Origin of the sequence: Nonomuraea sp. MTCD27 (assembly GCF_041950495.1) — a bacterium.
Classification (GTDB): domain Bacteria; phylum Actinomycetota; class Actinomycetes; order Streptosporangiales; family Streptosporangiaceae; genus Nonomuraea.
In genome coordinates, this window is record NZ_JBGNUW010000012.1 from 249,543 (window position 1) to 275,754 (window position 26,212).

23 protein-coding genes are annotated in these 26,212 nt (G+C 72.9%); 12 read left to right on the forward strand and 11 right to left on the reverse strand.

The features are described from left to right. Position 1: 1 nt before the first annotated feature. From ACBJ59_RS32710 to ACBJ59_RS32740, 7 genes are all read left to right on the forward strand, one after another. Positions 2-481 (forward strand): hypothetical protein, encoded by a 480-nt coding sequence (locus ACBJ59_RS32710; protein ID WP_375114054.1) that lies wholly within the window; start codon positions 2-4, stop codon positions 479-481. Beyond that, complete coding sequence (locus ACBJ59_RS32715) at positions 478-1,482, forward strand: LacI family DNA-binding transcriptional regulator (protein WP_375114055.1); 1,005 nt, start codon at positions 478-480, stop codon at positions 1,480-1,482. The genes ACBJ59_RS32710 and ACBJ59_RS32715 overlap by 4 nt, the downstream gene beginning before the upstream one ends. 331 nt (positions 1,483-1,813) lie before the next feature. Further along, entirely contained in the window at positions 1,814-2,773 is a 960-nt protein-coding gene (locus tag ACBJ59_RS32720; protein ID WP_375114056.1) for an arabinan endo-1,5-alpha-L-arabinosidase, read from the forward strand. A 189-nt stretch (positions 2,774-2,962) separates the two neighbouring features. After that, the gene (locus ACBJ59_RS32725) at positions 2,963-3,988 is read left to right on the forward strand and encodes a LacI family DNA-binding transcriptional regulator (RefSeq protein WP_375114057.1); all 1,026 of its coding nucleotides are present in this window, start codon (positions 2,963-2,965) and stop codon (positions 3,986-3,988) included. Continuing rightward, positions 3,985-6,054: a beta-galactosidase gene (locus ACBJ59_RS32730; RefSeq protein ID WP_375114058.1), complete on the forward strand. Its 2,070-nt coding sequence runs from the start codon at positions 3,985-3,987 to the stop codon at positions 6,052-6,054. Before ACBJ59_RS32725 ends, ACBJ59_RS32730 begins: the two co-directional genes overlap by 4 nt. A 192-nt stretch (positions 6,055-6,246) precedes the next feature. Next, positions 6,247-7,014, forward strand: coding sequence for a TIM-barrel domain-containing protein (locus tag ACBJ59_RS32735; protein WP_375114059.1), 768 nt, complete (start codon positions 6,247-6,249; stop codon positions 7,012-7,014). Between the two features lies 1 nt (position 7,015). Next, positions 7,016-8,407, forward strand: a complete 1,392-nt coding sequence (locus tag ACBJ59_RS32740; protein ID WP_375114060.1) for a GH1 family beta-glucosidase — start codon at positions 7,016-7,018, stop codon at positions 8,405-8,407. Here ACBJ59_RS32740 and ACBJ59_RS32745 read toward each other — a convergent pair. From ACBJ59_RS32745 to ACBJ59_RS32775, 7 genes are all read right to left on the reverse strand, one after another. Continuing rightward, positions 8,404-9,237 (reverse strand): SAM-dependent methyltransferase, encoded by an 834-nt coding sequence (locus ACBJ59_RS32745; protein ID WP_375114061.1) that lies wholly within the window; start codon positions 9,235-9,237, stop codon positions 8,404-8,406. The genes ACBJ59_RS32740 and ACBJ59_RS32745 overlap by 4 nt on opposite strands. A 77-nt stretch (positions 9,238-9,314) precedes the next feature. Next, positions 9,315-10,409, reverse strand: a complete 1,095-nt coding sequence (locus ACBJ59_RS32750) for a uroporphyrinogen decarboxylase family protein (RefSeq protein WP_375114062.1) — start codon at positions 10,407-10,409, stop codon at positions 9,315-9,317. 55 nt (positions 10,410-10,464) lie between these two features. Beyond that, positions 10,465-11,103 (reverse strand): nitroreductase family protein, encoded by a 639-nt coding sequence (locus ACBJ59_RS32755; protein ID WP_375114063.1) that lies wholly within the window; start codon positions 11,101-11,103, stop codon positions 10,465-10,467. 54 nt (positions 11,104-11,157) lie between these two features. Beyond that, positions 11,158-12,348 (reverse strand): globin domain-containing protein, encoded by a 1,191-nt coding sequence (locus ACBJ59_RS32760; protein ID WP_375114064.1) that lies wholly within the window; start codon positions 12,346-12,348, stop codon positions 11,158-11,160. A 130-nt stretch (positions 12,349-12,478) separates the two neighbouring features. Beyond that, positions 12,479-12,940 (reverse strand): RrF2 family transcriptional regulator, encoded by a 462-nt coding sequence (locus ACBJ59_RS32765; protein ID WP_375114065.1) that lies wholly within the window; start codon positions 12,938-12,940, stop codon positions 12,479-12,481. 68 nt (positions 12,941-13,008) lie between these two features. Beyond that, positions 13,009-14,115, reverse strand: coding sequence for an arabinogalactan endo-beta-1,4-galactanase (locus tag ACBJ59_RS32770; RefSeq protein ID WP_375114066.1), 1,107 nt, complete (start codon positions 14,113-14,115; stop codon positions 13,009-13,011). Between the two features lie 9 nt (positions 14,116-14,124). After that, positions 14,125-16,122 (reverse strand): beta-galactosidase, encoded by a 1,998-nt coding sequence (locus tag ACBJ59_RS32775; RefSeq protein ID WP_375114067.1) that lies wholly within the window; start codon positions 16,120-16,122, stop codon positions 14,125-14,127. A gap of 180 nt (positions 16,123-16,302) precedes the next feature. On the opposite strand from ACBJ59_RS32775, the gene ACBJ59_RS32780 reads away from it, so the two are divergent. From ACBJ59_RS32780 to ACBJ59_RS32800, 5 genes are all read left to right on the forward strand, one after another. Further along, entirely contained in the window at positions 16,303-17,619 is a 1,317-nt protein-coding gene (locus tag ACBJ59_RS32780; protein ID WP_375114068.1) for an ABC transporter substrate-binding protein, read from the forward strand. After that, positions 17,616-18,500, forward strand: coding sequence for a carbohydrate ABC transporter permease (locus tag ACBJ59_RS32785; protein WP_375114069.1), 885 nt, complete (start codon positions 17,616-17,618; stop codon positions 18,498-18,500). Before ACBJ59_RS32780 ends, ACBJ59_RS32785 begins: the two co-directional genes overlap by 4 nt. Continuing rightward, positions 18,500-19,378, forward strand: a complete 879-nt coding sequence (locus tag ACBJ59_RS32790; protein ID WP_375114070.1) for a carbohydrate ABC transporter permease — start codon at positions 18,500-18,502, stop codon at positions 19,376-19,378. Before ACBJ59_RS32785 ends, ACBJ59_RS32790 begins: the two co-directional genes overlap by 1 nt. Continuing rightward, complete coding sequence (locus ACBJ59_RS32795; RefSeq protein ID WP_375114071.1) at positions 19,375-20,370, forward strand: LacI family DNA-binding transcriptional regulator; 996 nt, start codon at positions 19,375-19,377, stop codon at positions 20,368-20,370. The genes ACBJ59_RS32790 and ACBJ59_RS32795 overlap by 4 nt, the downstream gene beginning before the upstream one ends. Positions 20,371-20,441: 71 nt before the next feature. After that, positions 20,442-21,290 carry an SAM-dependent methyltransferase gene (locus ACBJ59_RS32800; RefSeq protein ID WP_375114072.1) on the forward strand — a complete coding sequence of 283 codons (849 nt, stop codon included), beginning with the start codon at positions 20,442-20,444 and terminating at the stop codon, positions 21,288-21,290. On the opposite strand, the gene ACBJ59_RS32805 is transcribed toward ACBJ59_RS32800, so the two are convergent. The 4 genes from ACBJ59_RS32805 to ACBJ59_RS32820 are packed head-to-tail and all read right to left on the reverse strand — an operon-like array spanning position 21,272 to position 26,145. Further along, entirely contained in the window at positions 21,272-21,649 is a 378-nt protein-coding gene (locus ACBJ59_RS32805) for a YchJ family protein (protein ID WP_375114073.1), read from the reverse strand. The two genes, ACBJ59_RS32800 and ACBJ59_RS32805, sit on opposite strands and share 19 nt — an antisense overlap. A 5-nt stretch (positions 21,650-21,654) precedes the next feature. After that, positions 21,655-22,503: an NAD-dependent protein deacetylase gene (locus ACBJ59_RS32810; RefSeq protein WP_375114074.1), complete on the reverse strand. Its 849-nt coding sequence runs from the start codon at positions 22,501-22,503 to the stop codon at positions 21,655-21,657. Continuing rightward, positions 22,503-24,332, reverse strand: a complete 1,830-nt coding sequence (locus ACBJ59_RS32815) for an ATP-binding cassette domain-containing protein (protein WP_375114075.1) — start codon at positions 24,330-24,332, stop codon at positions 22,503-22,505. The genes ACBJ59_RS32810 and ACBJ59_RS32815 overlap by 1 nt, the downstream gene beginning before the upstream one ends. A 49-nt stretch (positions 24,333-24,381) precedes the next feature. Further along, on the reverse strand, positions 24,382-26,145 hold the full coding sequence (locus tag ACBJ59_RS32820) for an ABC transporter ATP-binding protein (protein WP_375114076.1): 1,764 nt from the start codon (positions 26,143-26,145) through the stop codon (positions 24,382-24,384). Between the last annotated feature and the right edge of the window lie 67 nt (positions 26,146-26,212).

Genomic DNA, 26,212 nt, shown 5'->3' on the forward strand with positions numbered 1-26,212 from the left:
TGTGAGCCCTTGCCACCCCGAGGTGGTCTTCTGCACCGGCAGCCGCACGCCCGGCCAGGTCGCCAAGGGCGAGACGCGCACGATGAGCACGCTGGTCTACCCGGGCGAGGTGCGCGCTCTGGTGCACGCCACGCACGAGAACCGCGCCGGCGACGGAGAGGCGTCCTTCCGCATCGACGGGACCGAGGGCGCGATCAAGGGCACGCTCGGCCTGCTGTACGACTATCCGCACGGCCGCCCCGACACCCTGGAGGTCAACAGCCGGGCGCTGCCGACGGACGGCTGGCTGCCGTACCCGGTGACCCGGAGCTGGCTGCCCGACGCGGTGGCCGGGCCGATGGGGTCACTGCTGCGGGCGATCGCCGAGGGCGGCGAGCCGGAGACCTCCGGCGCCGACAACCTCGGCACGCTGCGCCTGCTCGACGCGCTCTACCGCTCGATGGACAGCGGCGAGAGCCGGCGGCCAGGACCGTCCTCATGAAGCGCACCCGGGTCACGCTCGCCGACGTAACGGCCATCGCGAAGGTGGATCGGGCCGTCGTCTCGCGCGTCGTCAACAAGGACCCCACGCTCAACATCCGGCCGGAGACGCGGGAGCGGGTGCTGGCCGCGATCGAGGCGCTGGGCTACCGGCCCAACGTCGCCGCGCGCAGCCTGCGCACCTCGCGGGCGCACATGTTCGGATTGTTCATCCCCGACTTCGCCAACCCGGTCTACGCCGAGATCATCAAGGGCGCGGAGGCGGAGGCGGCCGCGCAGGGATACGTGCTGGTCACCGGCAGCGCGACGGGCGCCGGGCTGGGCGAGTACATGGACCGGATCGGGCAGGGCCGCATCGACGGGCTGCTGCTGGCCGGGGCCGGCGACGAGTCGGGGCTCACCGCGCAGCTCGACCAGGCGGCCATCCCGTGGCTGATGCTCAACAACCGCAGCAGGGGCGTCAAGCGGTACGTCATCCTCGACGACCAGCGGGCCGCCGCGCTCGCGGTCGAGCACCTCGTACGCCTCGGCCACCGCCGCATCGCCCACCTGGCCGGCCCGTCGCGCGCCGACACGGCCGCCCGCAGGTCGGCCGGCTACTCGGCGGCGATGCGCGACGCGGGCCTGCCCGAGGGCCCGATCGTGGCGGCCGACTACACCCCGGCGGGCGGGGCGGCGGCCATGGCCCGGCTGCTGGCCGTCCCCGAGCCGCCGACGGCGGTGTTCGTGGCGAACGTGGCCTCGGCCATCGGGGCGATGGAGGGGGTGCGCGCGGCCGGGATGGAGATCCCCCGGGACGTCTCCATCGTCGCCGTGCACGACCTCGACCTGGCCAGCTACCTCTACCCGGCGCTGACCACGGTGCGGATGCCGCTGGCGGAGCTGGGCCGGCGGGGCGTGACGCTGCTGGGCAGCCTGAAGCCCGACGACACGGTGGCCGAGGTGCTGGCCGGCCCGATCGAGCTGATCCAGCGCCGCTCGACCGCTCCCCCGAACGGATGAGTCCGGTCATGAGCTGACTCCTGCCATGGCGGGAACCGGCCGGACACGAGCGGTCCGGCCGGACGGTGACGCGGCGCAGCGTCCCGGGCAGGCGGCGATGTTAGCGTTAACATCACCGGTTGAAAGCGGCCCGAACCTACGAACTCTGACAGGGCCTGTCAAGGTCGCCCCAAGTGGCCCGGGGTAGCCGCAGCTCAGCCCAGGACAGGCGGCGATGTAAGTTTCACAGCCGGTTGACGGCCGCGAAAGGCCGCGCCTAAAGTGCGGGCCGACGCACCGGCGCAGCGTCCCCGGCAGGCGAACCGGCATACCCCCATGCCGAGGAGGACCCTTGCGCCGCCTGTCCCGTCTCGTCATCGCCGCCGCGACCGCGCTCCCGCTCCTGGGCGCCGCGCTCGCCTACCCCGCTCCCGGCCGGGTCACCGGGGACGTCGTCGTGCACGACCCCACGATGATCCGCACGTCGTCCGGCTACGTGCTCTACTCCACCCACGGCTACCTGGAGGCCCGCACCTCCACCGACCGGGTCGACTTCACCCGGGCGGGATCGGCCTTCCGCACCCCGCCGTCGTGGTGGCGGACGTACTCGCCGGGCAACGACCCGTGGGCGCCGGACATCTCCCAGCAGGGCGGGAGATACCTGATGTACTACGCGGTCTCCAGCTTCGGCTCCAACAACTCCGCCATCGGCCTGGCCACCAGCCCCACCGGCCAGCCAGGCACGTGGAGCGATCAGGGCGTCGTCCACGCGACCACGACCGGCGACGACCACAACGCCATCGACCCGAACCTGCTGGTCGACTCCTCGGGACGGTGGTGGCTGAGCTTCGGCTCCTACTGGACCGGCATCCGCATGATCCGGCTCGACCCCTCGACCGGCAGGCGCCACTCCACCGACCGGACGCTGCACCACCTGGCCACCCGGCCCGACGCCCCCTACGCCGTCGAGGCGCCCGACATCGTCAGGCACGGCAGTCACTACTACCTGTTCGCCTCCTACGACCGGTGCTGCGCGGGGACGAGCAGCACGTACAAGATCAAGGTCGGCCGCTCCACCAGCCCCACCGGCCCGTACGTGGACCGCTCGGGCAGGTCCATGCTGAGCGGCGGCGGCACGACGGTCCTGGAGACCCACGGCCGCTACATCGGGCCCGGCGGCCAGAGCGTCATGTCCGACGTGGACGGCGACCTGCTCGTCTACCACTACTACGACGGAGCCGACAACGGCACGCCCAAGCTGGGGATCAACCTCATCGGCTGGGACTCGGCCGGCTGGCCGTACGTGTACTAGGGGGACGCCGGCCCGGGCAGGCTCCGACCGCCCGGGCCGGCGGCTGCCCTGAGGGCTTCCTTTTCGGGCATCCGAATACAAATCATTGACATCCCCACAAACCGGACTTTAGCGTTGTGCGAAACGTTTCGACTCCCGTATCGGTCCGTCCCCGGAGCCCTCCATGACCTCGCTCCATGGCCTCGCTCCATGACCTCGCTGCGTGACGTGGCCGAGCGCGCCCAGGTCGCGGTCAGCACCGCGTCCGCGGCGCTCAACGGCACCCGTCCAGTGGCGGCGGCGACCAGGCGGCGCGTCGAGCGGGCCGCCGAAGAGCTCGGGTACCGCCCTAACCTGCTGGCCCGCGGCCTGCAGAGCAAGCGCACCCGCATCCTGGCCCTGCTGTTCCCGGCCCCGCGCGGCGGTTTCGGCCCGACCGAGATGCAGTTCGCCACCGGCGCCGCCGAGGCGGCCCGCGAGCTGGGCTACCACCTGCTGCTCTCCCCCGAGAACGCCGACCCGATCGAGGAGCTGCGCCACCTGACCGGCCTGGGGCTGGTGGACGGCGTGCTGCTGATGGAGGTGCGGCTCGACGACGAGCGCGCGGAGTTCCTGGCGGCGGCCGGGGTGCCGTTCGGCATGATCGGGCGCACCCGCGACCCGGGGCCGATCGACCACGCCGACATCGACTTCGCCGCGACGGCCCGGGACGCCGTGTCGCACGTGGCCGGGCTCGGGCATCGCAAGCTGGCCTTCTTCAACCTCTCCGCCGACGCGTACGCGGCCGGGTACGGCCCCGCGGTCCGGGCCGGCGCGGAGTTCGCCGCCGCCGCGCGGCAGGCCGGCATCGCGTACGTGGACGACTTCCACCCCGGCTCCCCCGAGGAGGGCGCCGAGGCGTTCGACCGGCTGCTGGCCGGGCACCCCGACGTGACCGCTCTGGCGGTGATGGACGACCACGCGGCGGTCGGCGTGATCGCGGCCGTGGCGCGGCGCGGCTGGCGCATTCCCGGCGACCTGACGCTGATGCTGGTGCTGTCGTCGGCCCGGGTCGCCGAGATGTTCCACCCCCGGCTCACGACGCTGGAGCCGCCCAGCACCGAGCTGGGGCGGCTCGGCGCGCGGATGCTCATCGACCGCTTGCAGGGGAACGCGCCGCCGCGGCAGCGGCTCGTGCCCTGCCGTCTGGTGGTCGGGGACAGCTCCGCGCCGCCACGTGAGGGAGTCACGTCATGAAGCCCGGTGCGGGTGTCACGTCGTCGGAGCTGGGGATGCACACGCTCACCGAGGGCCGCGGGCTGTTGTTCGGCGGGGACTACAACCCGGAGCAGTGGCCGGAGGAGGTCTGGGCGGAGGACGCCCGGCTGATGCGGGCCGCCGGGGTCAACCTGGTCACAGTCGGCGTGTTCAGCTGGGCGCGGCTGGAGCCGGAGCCGGGCAGGCGGGACTTCGGCTGGCTCGACCGGGTGCTCGACCTGATGGCCGAGCACGGGATCGCGGTGGACCTGGCGACGCCGACGGCCTCGCCGCCGCCGTGGCTGGGGCACCGGTGGCCGGAGACGCTGCCGGTGGACGAGGGCGGGCACCGGCTCTGGTACGGCTCGCGCAACCAGTTCTGCCCCTCCTCCCCCGTCTACCGGGAGCGGGCGCTGGAGATCGTGACCGCCCTGGCCGACCGGTACGCCGGCCACCCGGCGCTGGCCCTGTGGCACGTGGGCAACGAGCTGGGCGAGGTCTGCCACTGCGACGTCTCGGCCGCGGCGTTCCGCGCCTGGCTGCGGGAGCGGTACGGCGACCTCGGCACGCTCAACGAGGCGTGGGGCACCACATTCTGGAGCCAGGGGTACGGCGACTGGGCCGAGGTGGTGCCGCCGCGCCGCGCCCCGTACCTCATCAACCCCTCCCAGCGCCTCGACTGGTGGCGCTTCAGCTCCGACGCGCTGCTCGACCACTTCCGCGCCGAGCGGGACGTCCTGCGGGCGCGCACTCCGGGCACGCCGGTCACCACGAACTTCATGGGCTTGTTCAAGCGGGTGGACTACTGGTCGGTCGCCGCCGAGGAGGACGTGGTCGCCAACGACTGGTACCCGGAGCCGGGCGACCCGCTCGCCCCGGCCAGGACGGCGCTCACCCACGACCTCATGCGCGGCCTGGCCGGGGGCCGGCCGTGGCTGCTGATGGAGCAGTCCACGAGCGCCGTCAACTGGCGCCCGCACAACCTGCCCAAGCCGCCCGGCCAGTTCCGGCTGGAGTCGCTGCAGGCGCTGGCGCGCGGCGCGGACGGGCTGTGCTACTTCCAGTGGCGGGCCTCCCGGTTCGGCGCCGAGCGCTTCCACGCCGCGATGGTGCCGCACGCCGGCGCGGAGACGCGGCTGCACGCGGCGGTGCGCGCGCACGGGCAGGAGCTGCGGAAGCTGGCGGACCTGGCGGGCGAGCCGGTGCCGGCGCGGGTGGCGATGGTGTTCGGCTGGGAGAGCTGGTGGGCGCTGGAGGAGCGGGGCCGGCCCAGTGACCGGCTCAACGCCGTGGACCAGCTGCTGAGCTACTACGTGCCGTTCTTCGAGCGCGGGGTGAGCGTGGACGTGGTGCCGCCCGCCGCCGACCTGTCGGCGTACGCGCTGGTCGTGGCGCCGAACCTGTTCCTGGTCAGCGACGAGGACGCGGCCGGGCTGACCGCGTACGTGCGCGGTGGCGGTGTGCTGGTGGTCGGGCCGTTCTCCGGGGTGGTGGACCCGCGGGCGCAGGTGCGTACCGGGCGGTTCCCCGCGCCGCTGCGGGAGGTGCTGGGCGCCTCCGGCGAGGAGTGGCTGCCCGCCCCCGAGGACCCGCCCGTGCGCTGCCGCTGGAACGGCGGCCCGGAGAACGGCACGGAGAACGGCACGGAGAACGGCACCGAGGACGGGGCGGAGTTCGCCGCGCGCACCTGGACCGAGCTGCTCACCGCCGAGGGCGCCGAGGTGGTGGCCGAGTTCGCCGGGGGCGACCTGGACGGGCGGCCCGCCGTGACGCGGCACCGCGCGGGCGCGGGCGTCGCCTGGTACGTGGCCACGATGCCCGAGCCGGCCGCACTCGGCGCGCTGGCCGGCCGGGTGCTGGCCGACGCCGGCGTGAGCGGCCTGATCCCCGGGCTGCCTGAGGGTGTCGAGGCGATCCGCCGCGGCGAGGTGCTGTTCCTGCTCAACCACGGCGGCGCCACCGTACGCGTGCCGATCCCGCACGCCGCCGAGGACCTGCTGACCGGCTCCCCCGCGGAGGGCCACGTCACGCTGGCGCCCCGAGCGGTCGCCGCCCTACGTCCCTGAACCCCCGACCTCACCCCGAGAACGGACTGGCATGAAGGTCAAAGACGGCTACCGGCGGATGCGTCCGGGGGTGCGCGGCGAGTACGCCGTCGCGGCCCACGACGTGACCGCGGAGGCCGGCTCGCTGCGGATCCTCGCCCCCACGCGGGAGATCGTCCACCGCGGCAGCACCATCGACGGGCCGGTCCTGCGGTGTTCCCCGACCCGAAGGGCATGCTGCGCCGGCTCGAGGAGCGCGGGCTGCGGGTCTGCCTGTGGATCAACCCCTGCATCGGGCAGGCGTCGGCGTTGGTCGAGGAGGGGGCCGCGGCCGGGCACCTGCTGCGCAGAGCGGACGGCACGGTCTGGCAGGATGATCGCTGGCAGGCCGGGCGGGCGCTGGTGGACTTCACCTCGCCCGCGGCCCGCGACTGGTACGCGGGCAAGCTGCGAGGGCTGCTCGACATGGGGGTGGACGCGTTCAAGACCGACTTCGGCGAGCGCATCCCGACCGACGTCGGCTACGCCGACGGCTCCGACCCCGAGCGGATGCACAACTACTACAGCCTGCTCTACAACCAGACCGTGCACGACGTGCCGGCCGAGCGGCGCGGGCCGGGCGAGGTCGCGCTGTTCGAGGCGATGGCCGAGTCGCTGCGGGGCGGGCTGTCGCCGGGGCTGGCCGGGTTCGGGTTCTGGAGCCACGACATCGGCGGGTTCGAGGCCGTCCACGAGCTCCCCGACGGCGCCGCCAGGACGGTCACCGTACCCTCCCCCGGGCCCTCCCCCGTGCCCTCCCCCGTGCCGGCGCTCGGCGGCGGCGCCGCGGCCGTGTTCGAGGTCTCCCGCGAGGGTGACCGCCTGAGCGCCCGCCGCCTCGCGGGCACGCCCGCCCCCTGGAACCTGCGCCACGCCGGGACGAACGCCGCCGCGGCTCCGGAGACCGACCACATCGAGATCATCGTCAGCGCCAAGGAGTGACATGCCTGCCTTCCCCGAGAACTTCCTGTGGGGCACCGCAACCGCCGCCTACCAGGTAGAGGGCGCCGCCACGGAGGACGGGCGCGGCCCGTCGATCTGGGACACCTTCTCCCACACGCCGGGCCTGGTGGCCAACGGCGACACCGGGGACGTGGCCTGCGACCACTACCACCGGCTGGAGGAAGACCTCGACCTCCTCGCCGGGCTGGGCGTCGGCGCCTACCGGTTCTCCATCTCCTGGCCGCGCGTGCAGCCGGGCGGCCGCGGCCCGGTCAACGCGCCGGGCCTGGACTTCTACCAGCGGCTGGTGGACGGCCTGCTGGCCAGGGACATCGCCCCGGTGGCCACGCTCTACCACTGGGACCTGCCGCAGGAGCTGGAGGACGCGGGCGGCTGGCCGCACCGCGACACCGCCGAGCGCTTCGCCGAGTACGCCCGGCTCATGGGCGGGGCGCTCGGCGACCGCGTCCGGACCTGGATCACCCTGAACGAGCCGTGGTGCTCGGCCTACCTGGGCTACGCCTCCGGCGTGCACGCCCCGGCCAGGACCGACCCGGCCGCCGCCCTGGCCGCCGTGCACCACCTCAACCTGGGCCACGGCCTGGCCGTGCAGGCGCTGCGGACGACCGCCGCCAAGGACGCGCAGATGTCGGTCACGCTCAACCTGCACCACGTGCGCGGCGTGTCCGAGCGCGACGCCGACGCGGTGCGGCGCGCGGACGCCCTGTCCAACCGGGCCTTCCTCGGCCCGATGCTGGAGGGCGCCTACCCGCGTGACCTGATCGCCGACACCGCCTCGGTGACCGACTGGTCGTTCGTGCGCGACGGCGACGAGGTCACCGCCTGCCAGCCGCTGGACGTGCTCGGGGTCAACTACTACAACCCGACGCTGGTGCGGCAGTGGGACGGCGTGACCCCGCGGGAGACCGCCGACGGGCACCAGGACGGGGCCGTCTCCCCGTGGATCGCCTGCGAGGACATCGAGTTCGTCAAGCAGCCGGGGCCGTACACCGAGATGGGCTGGAACATCGACGAGACCGGCCTGACCGAGCTGCTGCTGCGCCTGCACCGCGACTACCCGGACCTGCCGACGATGATCACCGAGAACGGCGCCGCGTTCCCCGACCCGGTCTCCCCCGACGGCCTGGTCCACGACGCGGACCGCGTCGACTACCTGCACCGCCACCTGACGGCCGTGACCGAGGCGATCGCGGCCGGGGCGGACGTGCGGGGCTACTTCGTGTGGTCGCTGATGGACAACTTCGAGTGGGCGCACGGCTACGCCAAGCGGTTCGGCATCGTCCGGGTGAACCGGGAGACGATGGAGCGCACCTGGAAGGACAGCGCCCACTGGTACAAGGACGTGGTGGCTTCGGGCAAGCTCCCCGGCTAGGGCTTGCGGCCCACGCCTCCCACGAAGGTGTGATACGTGATGCCCAGCTCGGCCTGGTGCTCGCCGGGGTCCGGACGCCACTCCGGCAGCGGCACCAGACCGGGCTCCAGCAGTTCGAGCCCGTCGAAATAGGCGAGGATCTCCTCGTGGGTGCGCCACCGGCCGGTGCCGAGGTGCTCGTTGAAGAGCTTCTCCGCGGTGAAGGCCTGCTGCGACACCTCGGGGTGAACCTGTCCGGGGTTGTGGAAGTGCGAGATCACCACGTGGCTGCCCGGGGCCAGCGGGCGCAGGAGCCGGGTCACGAGGCCCGCCGGGTCCTCCTCGTCCGACAGGTGGTGCAGGATCGCGAACATCAGCAGCCCGACCGGCTCGCTGAAGTCGATGAGGGCGCGCGTCCTGGGGTCGTCGAGGATCTTCTCGGGCTCGCGGACGTCGGCGTCGACGATCGCGGTGGTCTCGTCGACGGCGAGCAGGGCGCGGCCGTGGGCCAGGACGATCGGGTCGTGGTCGACGTACACGACGTGGGCGCCCGGGGCGGCGGACTGGGCGACCTCGTGCACGTTGCCCTGCGTGGGCAGGCCCGAGCCGATGTCCAGGAACTGCCGGACACCCGCCTCGGCGGCGAGGTGGCGGACCGTGCGCCGCAGGAACTGCCGGTTGGACTGGGCGGCCTCGGGCGCGTCCGGCGCGATCTGCAGCGCCGCCGTGGCCACGTGGCGATCGATCTCGTAGTTGTCCTTGCCGCCGAGGAAGTAGTCGTAGACGCGGGCCACGCTCGGCTTGCTGGTGTCGATCCCGCTGGGCGCGCTCTCCTGCTCGCTGTCGGGCACTGTCGGCTCCTTGCGATGCTTCAGGGGGTCAGGCCCATGATCCTAATTGCGAGTTTCCCGTACGGGCGGGAAAATCATCAGGAAATGTCGCGATCCAGTTCGCGGCCCGGTTCACGGCCCGGTTCACGGCCCGGTTCACGGCCCAGTTCACGGCGCAGCAGGCGGGCCGCGCCGGCCATGGCCCGCATCTTGCCCTCGGCCGACGCCCTGGGCAGATACTTCATCCCGCAGTCGGTGGCGATGACGATCCGCTCGGGCGGCACCCGCTCGAACGCCCGGCGCACCCGGTCCGCCACCACCTCGACCGGCTCGACCTCCGGCGTGGACAGGTCGATCACGCCGAGGATGACCGTCTTGTCCTTCAGGTCGGACAGCACTCCGAGGTCCAGCCCCGACTGCGCGGTCTCGATCGACACCTGCCGGACCGGGCAGCCGGCCAGCTCCGGCAGGAACGAGTACGCCTCCGGCCGCTCGTGGATGATCGCCGCGTAGCCGAAGCAGATGTGCACCGCCGTCATGCCGGTGACGCCGTCGAGGGCGGCGTTCAGCGCGGCCAGGCCGTAGGCGCGCGCCGCCTCGGGCCGGGCCTGCATGTACGGCTCGTCGATCTGCACGATGTCGGCCCCGGCGGCGAACAGGTCGCGGATCTCGGCGTTGACCGCCGCCGCGTAGTCCATGGCGGCGGCCTCGGCGTCGGGGTAGTGGTCGTTCTGCGCCTGCTGGCTCATCGTGAACGGCCCCGGCACCGTCATCTTCACCACGTGATCGGTGTGCGCGCGCAGGAAGTTCAGGTCGTCCACCTCGACCGGGCGGGGCCGCCGGATGGGCCCGGAGATGCGCGGCACCGGGTTCGGGTGGCCGCTGCGGTCCAGCGCCGTACCCGGGTTGTCCAGGTCGATGCCCTCCAGGGCGGTGGCGAAGTGGTTGGAGTAGCTCTCGCGCCGGATCTCCCCGTCGGTGACGATGTCCAGCCCGGCGCGCTCCTGCGCCCTGATCGCCAGCTCGGTGGCGTCGTCCTGGGCCTGGGACAGCAGGCCGGGCGGGACCCGCCACAACTCCCTGGCCCGCACGCGGGGCGGGAACCGGCCGGCCAGCTTGGCACGGTCGATCAGCCACTCGGGCTGGGCGTAGCTGCCGACCAGCGACGTCGGCAGCAGCGGCAAGGAGATCACGGGGGCCCTCCCTCACGTCGGTCCTGGCCTCCACTGTGCCCCCGCCCCGCGGGGGTTACCAGCGATCGAGGTGGAGCACCTCGTCCAGGGGCTGGCGGTTGGCGGGACGGAACGTCTCGCCGGTGTAGTACGCGGTGGGCAGGAGAACGCCCTGCCGGACGTTCCCGGGGATGCCGAGCAGCTCGGCGACCTCGCTCTCGTACGCCAGGTGCAGCGTGGTCCAGGCGGTGCCCAGTCCGCGGGCGCGGGCGGCCAGCATGTAGCTCCACGCGGCCGGCAGCAGCGAGCCCCACAGCCCGGACTGGTTGCCCTCGGGCAGCCCGCCGGGCACGGTGATGCCGCCGATCACCAGCACGGGCACCTCGCTCATGTGGTCGGCCAGGTACGCGGCGCTGTCGGAGACCCGCTCCTGGGCCGCCGAACGCACCGGGTCGTCCCTGAACAGCGAGCGCGCCCCGCCGCCGGAGCCGTAGTACGCCTGCCAGGATCGCGCGTAGTAGCCGCCGATGGCCTTGCGCAGCTCGGGGTCGGTCACCACGATCCAGTGCCAGCCCTGCGAGTTGCCCCCGGTGGGTGCCTGGAGGGCGATCTCCAGGCACTCGCGTACCAGCTCCATCGGGACGGGACGGGTGAGGTCGAGGCGCTTGCGCACGCTTCGGGTGGTGGTGAGCAGCTCGTCGGCTGAGATCATCATGTGGTCATCATGCCCATATCCGGACGTCCGCTCCAGACCACCCGTCGCCGCGTGTCAGGCCGCGCCGAGCCAGAGGTCCGGGCCGAACACCTCGTAGTGGATGTCGCGCGGGGCCACCCCGGCCTCGACGAGCCCGCCGCGGACGGCGCGCATGAACTCGACCGGCCCGCACATGTAGACGACCGCGCCCTCGGGGATCTCGACGCCGTCCAAATCCATCCGCCCGGGGCGGGCCGTCTCGTGCTCGCCCTCCTCGTACCAGAAGACGCGCTCGCCGTCGGTCAGCGCGTCCGTCAGGCGCTCCATGTCCGCGCGCAGCGCGTGGCCGTCCCTGGAGCGGTCGCCGTGCAGCACCAGCACCCGGCGGGTGGACCCGGTGTCGGCCAGGTGGCGCAGCATCGCGGCGATCGGGGTGCAGCCGATGCCCGCCGAGACCAGGACGAGCGGCGCGTCGCCGTCCTCGAGGGACACGTCGCCGAACGGCGCGGACAGGGTCAGCTCGTCGCCCACCTTGACCGTGGCGTGCAGCAGCGAGGACACCTCCCCATCGGGCTGCCCGTCGCCGCGCACCCGCTTGACCGTGATGCTGCGGCAGCCGTCGCCGCCGTGCCCGGACAGCGTGTACTGCCGGAGCTGGCGCACGCCGTCGGGCATGGTCACCCGCACGCTGACGTACTGTCCGGGCCGGGCCGGCGGCACGGGCTCGTCGCCGATCGGCCGCAGCACCAGGGAGATCGCGTCCGCCGTCTCCTCGCGCCGCTCGACCACCCGCCACTGGCGCCAGGTCCGGCCGTCGCGTGCCCCGGCCTCGGCGTAGATGCGGGCCTCCATGGCGATCAGCGCGCCGGCCATCAGCCAGTAGACCTCGTCCCAGGCCGCCGCGATGTCGGGCGTGAGCGCGTCACCGAGCACCTCGGCGATGGCCCCGAACAGGTATTTGTGCACGATGACGTACTGGTCGTCGGTCACGCCCACGGCGGTGTGCTTGTGGGCGACGCGCGCCAGCAGCGCGTCGGGCCGCTCGCCGGGGTTGGCCAGCAGCGCGCCCGCGAAGGCCGCCACCGCTCCGGCCAGGGCCTTGCGCTGCTCGCCGCTGCGCTGGTTGCCGCGGTTGAACAGGCCGTCGAGCAACTCGGGATGGTCGGCGAACATGGTGTCGTAGAACCGCGCCGTGATCGTCTCCAGCTCGGCCCCGACGACGGGCAGGGTGGCACGGACGAGCTCCGCGGCTTTGGCGGACAGCATGATGAACCTCCACACAGCTGAATGAGTGTCTGGGGTTCATACGGCGGAGCGGGCGTCCCGGACGACGGCCGCGGCTTCGGGGGACAGCATGAAGCACCCAGACCAAATTAATTTGCATCTGAGATTCATATTATTTGGTCCGTGGGGCGGTCGTGTCGGCGGGTGCCGTGAGGGACAGCAGGACCGGGCCGGTGGGGGTGCCGACCAGGGATTCCACCGTGATCGTGTCGAGCGAGGCGTAGAAGGCCTCCTGCGCCTGGCGCAGCGCGGAACGCAGCCGGCAGGCCGCCCGCAGCGGGCACGGCGGGTCGTCCTCGCAGCCCACCACGTCGCCCTCGGCCTCCAGGCCGCGCACCAGGCTCCCGACCGACGCGCCGCGGCCGGCCTCGGTGAGCTGGAGCCCGCCGCCCCGCCCCCGCCTGGCCGACACCACGCCCAGCTCGCTCAGCCTGGCCACGGCCTTGGCGGCGTGGGTGTAGGGGACGGCCAGCATGCCGGCGGCGGTGCGGGTGGTCAGCAGCTCGTCCGGGCGCGCCACGGCCAGGCGCATCACGAGGCGCAGCGAGATGTCGGTGAAGGCGGTCAGGCGCATATTTCTTACGGTAGGCGCCGGCGCGGGCTGCCCCGCCCGTCAGGACCGGGGCAGCCCGGGGGACGGCGTCAGAGGCGGCCGAGCACCGACATCGCCGGGAGCGCCCGGTCGGCGTAGTCGAACAGCGCCTGGTTCTCCCAGCCGTTGCCCGACGCCGGGTCGGCCGGGTCCCAGCCGTTGCCCTTGACGCCGGTCCAGGTGGCCTCCCAGGTGAACAGGCCGAGGCCCAGGCCGTTCGGCACGGCGCGGACGATGTCGGCCACCCTGGTCAGCATCGCGGACTGGCCCTGCGGCGTGGCCCGGTAGCCGGGGTACGGCTCCGCGGAGACGATGATGTTCTCCCAGCCGTCGTCGTCGGCCGTGGTGAACGGGTAGGCCGTCTCGACCACGACCACGGGCCTGCCGTACCGGGTGGCCACGTCGTTGATGTTGGCCTGGAAGGCCTCCAGCGTGCCGTGCCAGTAGGCGTAGTACGACAGGCCGATCACGTCGTACCGGATGCCGTGGGCGGCGGCGTTGTCGAACCACCACCGGTAGAGGCCGTTGTCGCCGCCGTTGGCCAGATGCAGCACGACCTTGGTCGAGCCGGACACGCGCTTGACCGCGTCGTAGCCGGCGTTCAGCAGCGCGGCGGTGTTCGCCCAGTTGGCGTTGGAGCCGTCCGGCCAGAGCAGGCCGCCGTTGATCTCGTTGCCGACCTGCACCATGTCGGCCGTGGTGCCCTGGCGGCGCAGCGCGTCGAGCACGTCGTACGTGTGGTCGTACACGGCCTGCCTGAGCTGGTCGAACGGGAGCGGCTCCCACGCGGCCGGCTTGAACTGCTTGCCCGGGTCGGCCCAGGTGTCGGAGTAGTGGAAGTCGACGAGCAGGCCCATGCCGAGCGCCTTGATCCGCCTGGCCACCGCGAGCACCTGCGTCTTGGTGTTGTAGCCGTCGGCCGGGTTCACCCAGACCTTGAGCCGCATGTAGTTGAGCCCGGCCTGCGACAGGATCCGCAGCGCGTCGCCCTGGCGCCCGCGGGCGTCGCGGTAGACGCCGCCGAAGGCCTCCGACTTGGCCAGGCTGGAGACGTCCGCGCCCCTGATCTGCAGGCGGCCGGGGCCGGCCTGCGCCTGGGCCGGCTGTGCCACGGCCAGGGCGGTGACCAGCAGCAGCGCGGTGAGTAACCGTTTCATCGGGTCTCCCTAGGGTTGGGGGGCTTCCACGACGACCGTGACCGCTCCGGCCTCGACGGTGACCGGCCCGTCGTGCCGTGCGCCGTCGAACACGCTCACGCCGCTCACCCCCTCCACCGTCACGGGCCGGTCGCCGTGGTTGATCAGGAAGACGTGGGCGCCCCTGCGCACCAGTTCGAGGGTGTCGGGCAGGCCGCGCGGGCGGGACACCTCCGCGCGGTCGAGCACCTGGGCGAGCAGGTCGCGCAGGCCGGTGACCGGCGCGGTGGCGAGGTACCAGGCGGTGCCGGCGCCCAGGTCGTGGCGGGTGAAGGCGGGGTGGCCGGCATCGGGCCCGTCGGCGAAGTCCCGGACGGCGACCGCGCCCGCCGGGCGGATCCGCTCGGACCAGACGCGGGCCCTGGCCGGGGAGGGGCCGCCGCCGGTCAGGGCCACCGTCTCGTGCTCGCGGAGGGGGTGGAACTCCTCGATCGACAGGCCCAGCAGCTCGCGCAGCGCGCCGGGGTGGGCGCCGGGGTGGATGGTGTCGTACTCGTCCACGATGCCGGAGAAGTACGACACGAGCAGGTTCCCGCCCGCCTCCACGTACCGGTGCAGGTTCTTGGCGGAGGCCTCGGTCAGCAGGTACGAGCTCGGCGCCACCACCACCCGATATCCCGAAATATCGGCGGAAGGGTGGACGAAGTCCACCGTGACGTGCTCCCGCCACAACGCCTCGTAGAAGGCGTCCACCCGCTCCCGGAACGTCAGGTCCACCGACGGCCGCCAGTCCAGCTCCAGCGCCCAGTACGACTCCCAGTCCCAGACGATCGCCACCTCGGCCCGCACCCGGCTGCCCCGCAGACCGGCCAGCCGCCGCAGGTCGGCGCCCAGCCGCACGACCTCGCGCCACTGCTCGGAGTCCGTCCCGGCGTGCGGCACCATGCCCGAATGGAACTTCTCGGCGCCGAACCGCGAGGCCCTGAACTGGAAGAACAGCACGCTGTCCGAGCCGCGCGCGACGTGCGCCAGGCTGTTGCGGCGCATCTCGCCGGGCCGCTTGGCGAGGTTGCGCGGCTGCCAGTTGACCGCGCCCGCCGAGTGCTCCATCAGCATCCACGGCGCCCCGCCCGCCACGGACCTGGCGAGGTCGGCGGACATGGCCAGCTCGATGTGGTTGTCGGGCCGCTCGGCCTTGAGATAGTGGTCGTTGGCGATCACGTCCAGCTCGCGGGCCCACTGCCACAGGTCGGTGGACTTGCAGTTCACGGTGCCGGCGAAGTTCGTGGTGATCGGCAGGCCGGGTGCCAGCTCGCGCAGGATGTCGCGCTGCAGCGCGTAGTGCTCGCGGTGCTGGCCGTCGCTGAAGCGGGCGTAGTCGAGGCGCTGGGCCGGGTTGACGACCGTGTGGTTGGCGCGCGGGGCGTCGATCTCGGACCAGTCGGTGTACGTCTGGCCCCAGAACGTGGCGCCCCAGGCATCGTTCAATGCGGAAATATCGCAATATGTGGCTTCAAGCCACCTCCGCCACGCCGCCACGCTGTGCCCGCAGTAGCACTCGCCGAGCGGGGCCCCGTACTCGTTGTGCACGTGCCACATGACCACGGCCGGATGGCCGCGGTAGTGCTCGCCCAGCGCCCGCACCAGCCGCGCGGTCGCCTCCCGGAAGGCCGGCGCGCTGGAGCAGGCGCTCTGCCTGCCGCCGAACCCGATCCGCAGCCCCTCCCTGGTCACCGGCAGCACGTCGGGGTGCGCGGCCACGAACCAGGCGGGCGGGGCTGCGGTCGGGGTGGCCAGGTCGACCGCGACGCCGGCCGCGTGCAGCCGGTCGATGACCTCGTCCAGCCAGCCGAACTCGTAGCGCCCCTCCGCGGGCTCCATCAGCGTCCACGAGAACATGCCCAGGCTGACCAGGTTCACCCCGGCCTCGCGCATCAGGGCCACGTCCTCTTCCAGGACCTCGCGCGGCCACTGCTCCGGGTTGTAGTCGCCGCCAAAGGCGATCCCGGCAGGACGCTCCGGATACATCCATCCCCCTCGAAATACTTCTGTGAACGTGCACAGTAAAGCTGACCGGGCCTGCTTGGGAACCGTTGCCCGCTAATTTCACGCTCTTGCAGGAGATTAACGAGAACGTAACGACCCCTTGACGACCGTTTCGGCGCTGTTCCACTCTGTGCACGTTCACAGAACCCTCTGGAGGTACGCATGCGCGCCCCCCGCCTTGGAGCAGCCCTGGCCGTCGCACTCACGGCCACCCTCGCGAGCTGCGGCTCCAGCGAGCCCGTCGAGAGCACCGAGGCGGCGCAGAGCCCCACGGCCGCCGCCCAGGGTCCGGTCAAGCTCACGTACTGGACCTGGGCCCCCAACATGGACAAGATCGTCGAGGTCTGGAACAAGGCCCACCCGGACATCCAGGTGACGGTGAGCAAGCAGGCCGGCGGCGACGACGCGGCGGCCAAGTTCCTCACCGCGGCCAAGGCCGGCAACCCGCCCGACCTGGTGCAGGCCGAGTACCAGCACCTCCCGTCCTTCATCGCCGCCGACGCGGTGGCCGACCTCAAGGCCGAGACCGCCGCGATCAAGGGCGAGTTCACCGAGGGTCTGTGGGGCCTGGTGACGCTGGGCACCGAGTCCGTCTACGGCGTCCCGCAGGACAGCGGCCCGATGATGCTCTTCTACCGCAAGGACCTGTTCGACAAGTACGGCATCGCGGTCCCCAAGACCTGGCAGGAGTACGGGGACGCGGCCCGCACGGTCAGGAAGAAGGACCCGAAGGCGTACCTCGGCACGTTCTCCAGCAAGGATCCGGGAGCGTTCACAGGTCTGGCGCAGCAGGCCGGGGCGCAGTGGTGGTCGATCAGCGGCGAGTCGTGGAAGGTGAACATCGCCGACGAGCCCACGAAGAAGGTCGCCGACTACTGGGACGGCCTGGTCAAGGAGGGCGCCATCGACGACATGCCCTACTTCACCCCGGACTGGAACAAGGCGCTCAACGACGGCAAGCTGCTGACCTGGCCGTCGGCGATCTGGGCGCCGGGCGTGCTGTCCAGCAACGCGCCCAAGGCCAAGGGCAAGTGGGCCGTCGCGCCGCTGCCGCAGTGGAACGCCGGTGAGAGCTACAGCGGCTTCTGGGGCGGCTCGTCCACGGCCGTGTCGGCCAAGACCCCGCACAAGGCCGCCGCCGCCCGGTTCATCACGTGGCTCAACACCGACCCCGCCGCCATCGACCTGCTCGTCAAGGAGGCCGCGATCTACCCGGCCTCGACCAAGGCGCAGGCGGCGCTCGGCGCGGCTCCCGAGTACTTCGCCGGCCAGCCCGACTTCTGGCAACAGGCCGCCGCCGTGTCCGCCGGGGCCCGCGGGTTCACCTTCGGCCCGAACGTCGGCGTGACGTACAACGCCTTCAGGGACGGCTTCGACAAGGCGCTGCAGGCGAAGACCCCGTTCGCCGACGCCGTGCGGGCCATGCAGGACGCCACGGTCGCGGACATGCGCAAGGCCGGCTTCCAGCTCGCGTCATGAAGCGCTCGGAACGGGGGGTCTGGCCGTATCTCTTCCTGACCCCCGCGATGGTGCTGTTCACGCTGTTCCTCGCGGTGCCCATCGGCTACACCGTCTACCTGGCGACGCGCCGTACCAAGGTCTCCGGGCTGGGGCTGGGCAGGGGCGCGCGGCGGGAGGTGTTCGTCGGGTTCGACAACTTCGCCGCCGCCCTGGCCGACGGCGAGCTGTGGAGCGGGTGGCTGCGGGTGCTCGGGTACGGCGCGCTGGTGCTGGTCGTGATGCTGGGGCTGGCGCTGCTGTTCGCGCTGCTGCTGGACTCGGCGCGGGTGCGGCTGGCCCGGTTCTCGAGGATCGCGATCTTCCTGCCGTACGCGGTGCCGGGAGTGGCGGCCACGCTGCTGTGGGGCTTCCTCTACCTGCCCTCGCTCAGCCCGATCAGGGAGCTCCTGGACATCGACTTCCTGGGCGCCACCACCGTCACGTACTCCATGGCGAACGTGGCGGTGTGGGGCGGGGTCGGCTTCAACATGCTCGTGCTCTACACCACGCTCCGGGCGATCCCGCGCGACCTGTACGAGGCCGCGCGGCTCGACGGCGCCTCCGAGTTCCAGATCGCCGTCCGTGTCAAGATCCCGATCCTGACCCCGGCGATCATCCTGACCACCGTGTTCTCGATCATCGCGACCGTCCAGGTGTTCACCGAGCCCACCACGCTGCGCCCGCTGACCAACACGATCAGCTCCACCTGGAGCCCGCTCATGAAGGTCTACCGCGACGCCTTCGTCACCGGCGACCTGTACTCGGCCGCCGCCACCTCGATCGTCATCGCGGCGGTCTCGCTCGTCCTGTCGTTCGGATTCCTGCGCGTGGTCCGCAACCGCGCCTTCGGGGAGGGCTGATGGTCACGGTCACCGCGACCCCCGCACGCCGCCGGGCCCGCGTGGGCGCGGGCCGGCCGATCGGCGCCGTGCCGACCGCGCTGCTGCTGATCGGCGCGCTCTACTGCCTGTTCCCGGTGGCCTGGGTGCTGATCGCGGCCACCAAGTCGCCGGCCGAGCTGTTCAGCACCTCGACGCTCTCCTTCGGCACCGGCTTCCTCGACAACGTCGCCGAGCTGTTCGCCTACCGGGACGGGGTGTTCTGGCTCTGGGCCGGCAACACGCTGATCTACGCGGGCGGGGGCGCGCTGCTGTCCACGGCGGTCTCGGCGATCTCCGGGTACGCGCTGGCCAAATTCCGCTTCCCCGGCCGCGACGCCATCTTCAACCTGCTCATCGGCGGCATCCTGGTGCCCGCCGTGGTGCTGGCGATCCCGCAGTACCTGCTGTTCTCCAAGATCGGCCTGGCCGACAGCCACTGGGCCGTGCTGCTGCCGCAGATCCTGCACCCGTACAGCATCTACCTGGCCCGCATCTACGCCACCGCGGCCATCCCCGACTCCCTGCTGGAGGCGGGGCGGATCGACGGGGCCGGCGAGTGGCGGCTGATGTCGCGGGTGGCGATGCCGCTGATGGTGCCGGGCATGGTGACGATCTTCCTGTTCCAGTTCGTGGCGATCTGGAACAACTTCCTGCTGCCGTTCATCATGCTCGGCGACGACGGCAAGTTCCCGCTCACGGTCGGCCTCTACACGCTGCTGGCGGCCGGCGCGAACCAGCCCGCCCTCTACAACCTGATCCTCACGGGCGCGTTCCTGTCGATCGTGCCCCTGATCGCGCTCTTCCTCACGATGCAGCGATACTGGAAGACCGACCTGTCCTCCGGAGCCGTGAAGTGAAGCGCCCTACGATCCACGACGTCGCCGCCGCCGCGGGCGTGTCCCGCGGCACGGTGTCCCGCCTCCTCAACGGGGACAAATACGTCAGCCCCGCGGCGCGCGTGGCCATCGAGCGGGCCATCTCGCAGACCGGCTACATCGTCAACCGGGCCGCCCGCAGCCTGGTCACGCAGCGCACCGGCTCGGTCGTGATGGTCCTGTCCGAGCCGCACGAGAAGCTGTTCGAGGACCCCAACTACAGCACGCTCATCCGGGTGGCCATCAGGATGCTGGCCGAGCGCGACCTGTCGCTGGTGATGATGCTGGCCGGCGACGAGGGCGACCGCGAGCGGGTGGTGCGCTACGTGCGCGGCGGCCACGCCGACGGGGTGCTGCTGGTCTCGACGCACGCGGGCGACCCGCTGCTCGACGCGCTGCGCACCGGCCCGCCCGCGGTCTCCTGCGGCGCGGTCATCGGCCGCGAGACCGTCATCCCGTACGCCGCCGCCGACGAGCGGCTCGGCGCCCGCCAGATGACCGAATACTTCGTCTCCCTCGGCCGCCGGCGGATCGCCATGATCACCGGCCCCATGGACACGCCGGGCGGCATCCAGCGGCTGGAGGGCTTCGCCGACGTGCTCGGGCGCAAGGCGACCTCGAAGCTGATCGCGCACGGCGACTGGACGCAGGCCAGCGGCGAGCGGGCGATGACGGAGCTGCTGGAGCGGGCGCCCGACATCGACGCCGTCTTCGTGGCCTCCGACCTGATGGCGGCCGGGGCGCTCGCCGCGCTGCGCGCGGCGGGCCGCCGGGTGCCCGACGACGTGGCGGTGGGCGGCTTCGACGACTCCTCGGTGGCCATCTCGACCCATCCGCCGCTGACCACGATCCGGCAGCCGCTGGCGGAGATGGCCCAGGAGACGATGCGGCTGCTCCTGACCCTCATCGACGGGGCCGAGCACGTCGATCCGGTGATACTGCCCACGGAGCTGGTGATCCGCGAGTCGGCCTGAGGTGTTTTGCCCCTCTTGCCGGAGTTTCCGCAGTACGATCACGCCAGCTGACGTACCCGAAGGAGCCTGCGATGGCTGGTTACGAGCGGGAGCGGGCGCCGGGGAACATCGACACCACCAAACCCAATGTCTCCCGCGTCTACGACTTCATGCTCGGCGGCAAGGACAACTACGAGGCCGACCGCCGCATGGCGGAGCTGGCGCTCGAGATCGCCCCCGACGCCCCGGAGGCCGCCCGCGCCAACCGGGAGTTCCTCGGACGGGTGGTCCGTCACCTGGCCGCCGAGGCCGGCATCCGCCAGTTCCTGGACATCGGCTCGGGGCTGCCCACGCAGGGCAACGTCCACGAGATCGCCCAGTCGGCCACCGCCGGCGCCCGCGTCGTCTACGTCGACAACGACCCGACCGTCCTGGTGCACGGCCGCGCCCTGCTCGCCGTGGACGACGACGCCACCACGGTCGTGGAGGCCGACCTGAGGGACCCCGACGGGATCATCGACGATCCGGAGGTCCGGCGCCTCATCGACTTCGACCGGCCGGTGGGCCTGCTGATGTTCGCGATCCTGCACCACCTGGCCGACGAGGAGAACCCGGCCGGGATCGCCCGCCGCATGGTGGACCGCCTGGCCCCGGGCAGCTACCTGGCCGTCTCCCACTTCCACAACCCGGGCCTGGCCCATCCGGAGGTGTCTCGGCAGGCGTTCGCGGCCGAGAAGATCTTCAACGAGACGCTGGGCACCGGCCGGTGGCGGACCCGCGCGGAGATCCTCGCCTGCTTCGACGGGCTGGAGCTGCTGGAGCCGGGGTTGGTGCCGCTCCCGGAGTGGCGCCCGGACTCCGACGACCGGGCCGAGCCCGGCATCACCTACCACACCTTCGTCGGGGCGGTCGGCCGCAAGGGTCAGGCCACGCCCGCGTAGACCCAGCGGCCCTCGTGGCGCACGAACCGGCTGTTCTCCTCCATCTCGCCGGACCGTCCCCGGTCCAGGTAGTGGGCGCGGAAGCGGACGGTGCCCTCGGTGTGCACGACGCTGCCGCCGCTGGTCTCCAGCACCTCCAGCCGTACCCACTTCACCCTCCTGTCCAGGCCGATGGTGGCCGGCCGGGCGGAGGGGTGCCAGGTGCGCAGCAGATAGGCCTCGTCCCCGACGCCGAACGCGCTGAAGCGGGAGCGCATGAGCTGCTCGGCGGTGGTGGCCGCCGCCTCGCCCCGGTGCAGCCTGCCGCAGCAGTCCTGGTAGGGGGCGGGCAGGCCGCAGAGACACGTACGAGGAGGCATGCGCCCTATTCTGCCCCCAGCCGGACCGTGAGATCGGTCAGGGTCGGGCCGAGCGGGGCGTCCAGGGTGAGGGCCGCGTCGGCGTCGGCGCCGGTCGGCCCCTGGTTGACGATGGCGATGGGGATGCCGAGCGCGGCGGCCTTGCCGGCGAACCGCAGCCCCGACCTGATCGCCAGCGACGACCCGAGCACGAGCAGCGCCCGCGCCCCGCCCACGACCGCGAAGCACTCGTCCACGCGCGGCTTGGGCACGTTCTCGCCGAAGAACACCACGTCCGGCTTGAGCACCCCGCCGCACCCGGAGCAGTCGACCACCCGGAACCCGGCGACCTGCTCGTCGGTGAGCACGGCGTCGCCGTCGGGGTTGATCCGGCCGCTGCCCTCCCAGTCGGGGTTGGCCTCGCGCAGGCGGCGCTCCAGCTCGGCGCGCGGGGTGCGCTCCCGGCACGACAGGCAGACGACGCGGTCGAGCCCGCCGTGCAGCTCGATCACCCGCTCCGCGCCGGCCGCCTGGTGCAGGCCGTCGACGTTCTGGGTGACGATGCCGGCCAGCAGCCCGCGCCGCTCCAGCTCGGCCACCGCCCGGTGCCCGGCGTTCGGGCGGGCCTGCCCGATCTGCCGCCAGCCGACGTGGCTGCGCGCCCAGTAGCGTTGCCGCGCCTGCGCGCTGCCGACGAACCGCTGGTAGGTCATCGGCTCGGCGCGCCGGGCCCGCCCTGTCGGCCCCCGGTAGTCGGGGATGCCCGATTCGGTGGACAGCCCGGCCCCGCTGAGCACGGCCACCTGTCCCCTGGCGACCAGCTCGACCAGCTCCGCCACCTTCGTGGTGCTAGGTGTCACATCCCTATGGTGCATCAGCCGCCCGCTTGCTCCCGCCCCAGCCCACGATCGGCAGCCCACGATCGATCGCCCACCCGCTCCTCCGCCTCCACGACGCGTTCGGCGTACCACAGCCGCCGCATCTCCGGGCAGCTCTCCAGCAGCCCGGCCAGCCGCCCCCGGCCGGCGACGCGGCCCCGGTCGAGGACGATGACCTGGTCGGCACGTTCGAGCGCGGCCTGCCGATGGGAGACGACCAGGACCGTCTCGGGGCCGCGCCCGGCGATCCGGTCCCACAGGAGCCGCTCGGTCTCGACGTCCAGGGCGGACGACAGGTCGTCCACGACGAGCAGGTCGGGGGCGCGGACGAGGGCGCGGGCGGCGGTGGCGCGCTGCACCTGCCCGCCGGACAGCCGCACCCCGCGCGGCCCCACCACCGTGCCGAGCCCCTCGGGCAGCTCGGCCAGGTCCCGCTCGAACGCCGCCAGCTCCAGCGCCCGCCGGACCTCGTCGTCGCCGGCGGGCCGGCCGAGCAGCACGTTCTCCCGCAGGGTCTCGGAGAACAGCCGGGGGACCTGGCCGGCGTACGCGGCCCGGCCGGGGACCAGGAACGTGCCCGGGTCCGCGACCGCGGTGCCGTTCCACGAGATCGTCCCGCCGTCCAGCGGGAGGAGGCCGAGCAGGGCGCGTACCAGGGTGGTCTTGCCCGCGCCCACGGCACCGGTGACGACCGTGAACGAGCCGCGCTCGACGCGCAGGTCGACGCCGTGCAGCACCCCGCGCACGGTCAGCCCGCGCGCCTCCAGCACCTGGAGGCGGTCGGCGGGCGGCGGCGGTGGCGGGGCGGGCGGCGGGTCGCGGTGCAGCCAGACGCCGGTGCCGCGCGACAGGTCGCCGGCGTCCTCGTGCGGCGCCATGAGCCGGGTGAGCCGCTCCGTCGCGACCGCCGCCTGGGGCAGCCGGGACAGGACCGTGCCGATCGACCGCGGCAGCGCCGTGAGCCAGCCGATGTAGCTGGTGAACAGCGCCAGGTCGCCCACGGTGAAGTCGCCGCCGCGCATGGCGGGGGCGGCCAGGAGCAGGACGAGCCCGGTGCTGAGCTCGACGGTCGTGGTCGTCGCGGCGTCCAGCAGGTCGGTGGCCATCCGGTCCTTGACGGCGGCGTCGCGCCGCCGCCGGTTGTGCTCGCGCAGCCGTTCCAGCGCCGCGGCCTCGGCCCCGGCCGTCTTGAGCGCGAGCACGCCGGCGAACATCTCCCCCACGTACGCCGTGACGGCCGCCCCGAGCCGCCTGGCCCGCCCGTGCAGCCGGGCGATCGCCCGCCGCATCATCCGGCTGAGCACGCCCACCGCGATCATCGGCAGGGCCAGCACCAGCGTGATCGCCGGATCGACGGAGGCCATGATCGGCAGCGCCGCGGCGGCGAACAGCGTGGTGCCCGCCAGGCTGACGCTCTCGTCGGTGAGGTCCACCGCGTCGGCCACGTCGTCGCGCATGCGGGAGACGGCCTCTCCGGACGAGTGCGGCAGCCGGGCGGCGGCGGGCCCGCGCGCGGTGAGCACCGAGCGCAGCACGTTGGCCCGCAGGAGGGTCGCCGCCGCGGTCCACCAGTAGACGCCGTACGTCCACGCGACGACGATCACCATCCCCCGCACGACCTCGACCGCCACGAACGCCGCGCACCACCACAGGGTCGCCCGCAGGGCGGCCGGCTGGTGCCCGCTGATCTGGTCGAAGACCTGTTGCAGGAGGAGCCCGGAGGCCAGCGGGATCACGTGGACCGGCAGCCACAGCAGGGCCCCGACCAGGTACCGGCGCAGGTCGAACGTGGCCAGCCGGGTGGCCACCAGCAGCACCGGCCTCACCGGCCCACCCCCGCCAGCGGCAGCGGCAGCGCCACCAGCAGCACGGGCTTCACCGGGCCACCCCCGCCAGGTCCAGCAGCCGGCCGAACCTGCTGTGCGGGTCGGCGGCGAGGTCGGCGCGGGGGCCGTACTCGACGACCTTGCCCCGGTCGAGCACCGCGATCTTGTCCACCCGCGCCAGGGACGACAGGCGGTGCGCGATGATCACGCCGGTCCGGCCCGCCAGCAGGCGGCCGATGCCGTCCTCGATGCGGCGCTCGGTGGCCGGGTCGAGCCGGCTGGACGCCTCGTCGAGCACGACGAGCCCGGGGTCGGCCAGGAACGCCCGCGCGAGCGCGAGCAGCTGGCCCTCGCCCGCCGACACGGCGCCGAGCTCCGATCGCAGCCCCGGTCCCAGCTCGGTGTCGAGCCCGTCGGGCAGGGCCGCCGCCCATTCCCCGAGCCCGACGGCGTCGAGGACCTCGCGCAGCCGCTTGTCGCCCGACGGCGGGCGGAAGAGGGTCAGGTTGTCCCGCACGCTCGCCGCGAAGAGCTGCACGTCCTGGGTGACCACGCCGATCCGGCTCCGGAGGGAGCGCGGGTCGGCCTCGCGCAGATCCACGCCGCCCGCGCGCACGGTGCCCTCGACGGGGTCGTGCAGCCGGAGCACGAGCCGGGCCAGGGTGGTCTTGCCGCTGCCGGTCCGCCCGACCAGGCCGAGCGTCTCGCCGGGGGCGAGCGTGAGGTCGATGCCGGACAGCACCTGCTCGTCGTCGCCGGGGTAGGAGAAGCCGACGCCCTCGAAGCGCAGGCCGAGCGGGCCGGCGCCGGGGAGGGGGCGGGTGCCGGGGGTCAGCGCGGGCCGCTCGGACAGCAGGCCGGCGATGCGGGCCAGACCGGCCAGGGCCGCCTGGTACTGCCTGATCTGGTCGATCAGCCGCTCGAACGGCGCCCGCACCATGAGCGTGTACTGGAAGAGCAGCACGGCGGTGCCGACCGTGAGCGCGCCGGCCTCCATGGTCCACGCGGCCAGGCCCAGCATGATCGCCGTGCCCGCGGCGAAGGCCACCGAGGTGCCGGCCAGGAGCACGGTGCCGACGCGGGCGTCGCGGTTCTCGGCCCGGAAGAGGGCGGCGCTGACCTGGTGGAAGCGGCGTACGACATGCTCGCCGGCGCCGTTCGCCCTGATGTCCTCGGCCCCGGCGAGGCGCTCTTCGAGGGTGCCGAACAGGGCGGCGCCGGCCGCCCGGGAGCGCGCCGCCGACGGCACGGCCAGCCGCTGCGCCCGCGCCATGCCGTACCCGATGAGCAGGCAGTACGCCAGCAGCGCGCACCCGATGCGCCAGTCGACGCCGAACACGACGACGACCACGCCGGCCAGGAGCAGCGCGCTGGCCACGACGTCCAGCACGAACGCGACGACGAAATCGGCGACCGCCACGACGTCGCCGTCCACCCGCTCGATCAGCTCGCCGGGGGTGTGCCTGCCGTGGAAGTCGAGGTCGAGGCCGAGCGCGTGCTGGGCGAGGCGCTCGCGCAGGCGGTTGGTGCCGTCCCAGGCGAGCCTGCTGGCCAGCCACGCCGTGACCATCCTGGCGGCCTGGCCCGCGACGGCGAGCGCGAGGTAGCCGAGGGCGATCAGCGTCAGGTGGCGGATGCCGGCGCCGGCGATGGCGTCGTCGACGAAGCGCCGGGTGATCTGGGGCGCCGCCAGCGGGAGCGCGGTGGCGGCGGCGATGGCCGCGGCCAGCCCGGCGGTGGCGCGGCGCCCGGGGCCGAGCAGGCGCAGGACGGAAGGGTCAGGTGGTGGGGTCCGGAGCTCGTACGGGGTCAAGAAGCGTCATGCCCTTTGCGTAGGAGGATTCGCTGAGCTGGGGGGACAAGAACGCTTCCCGCATCGC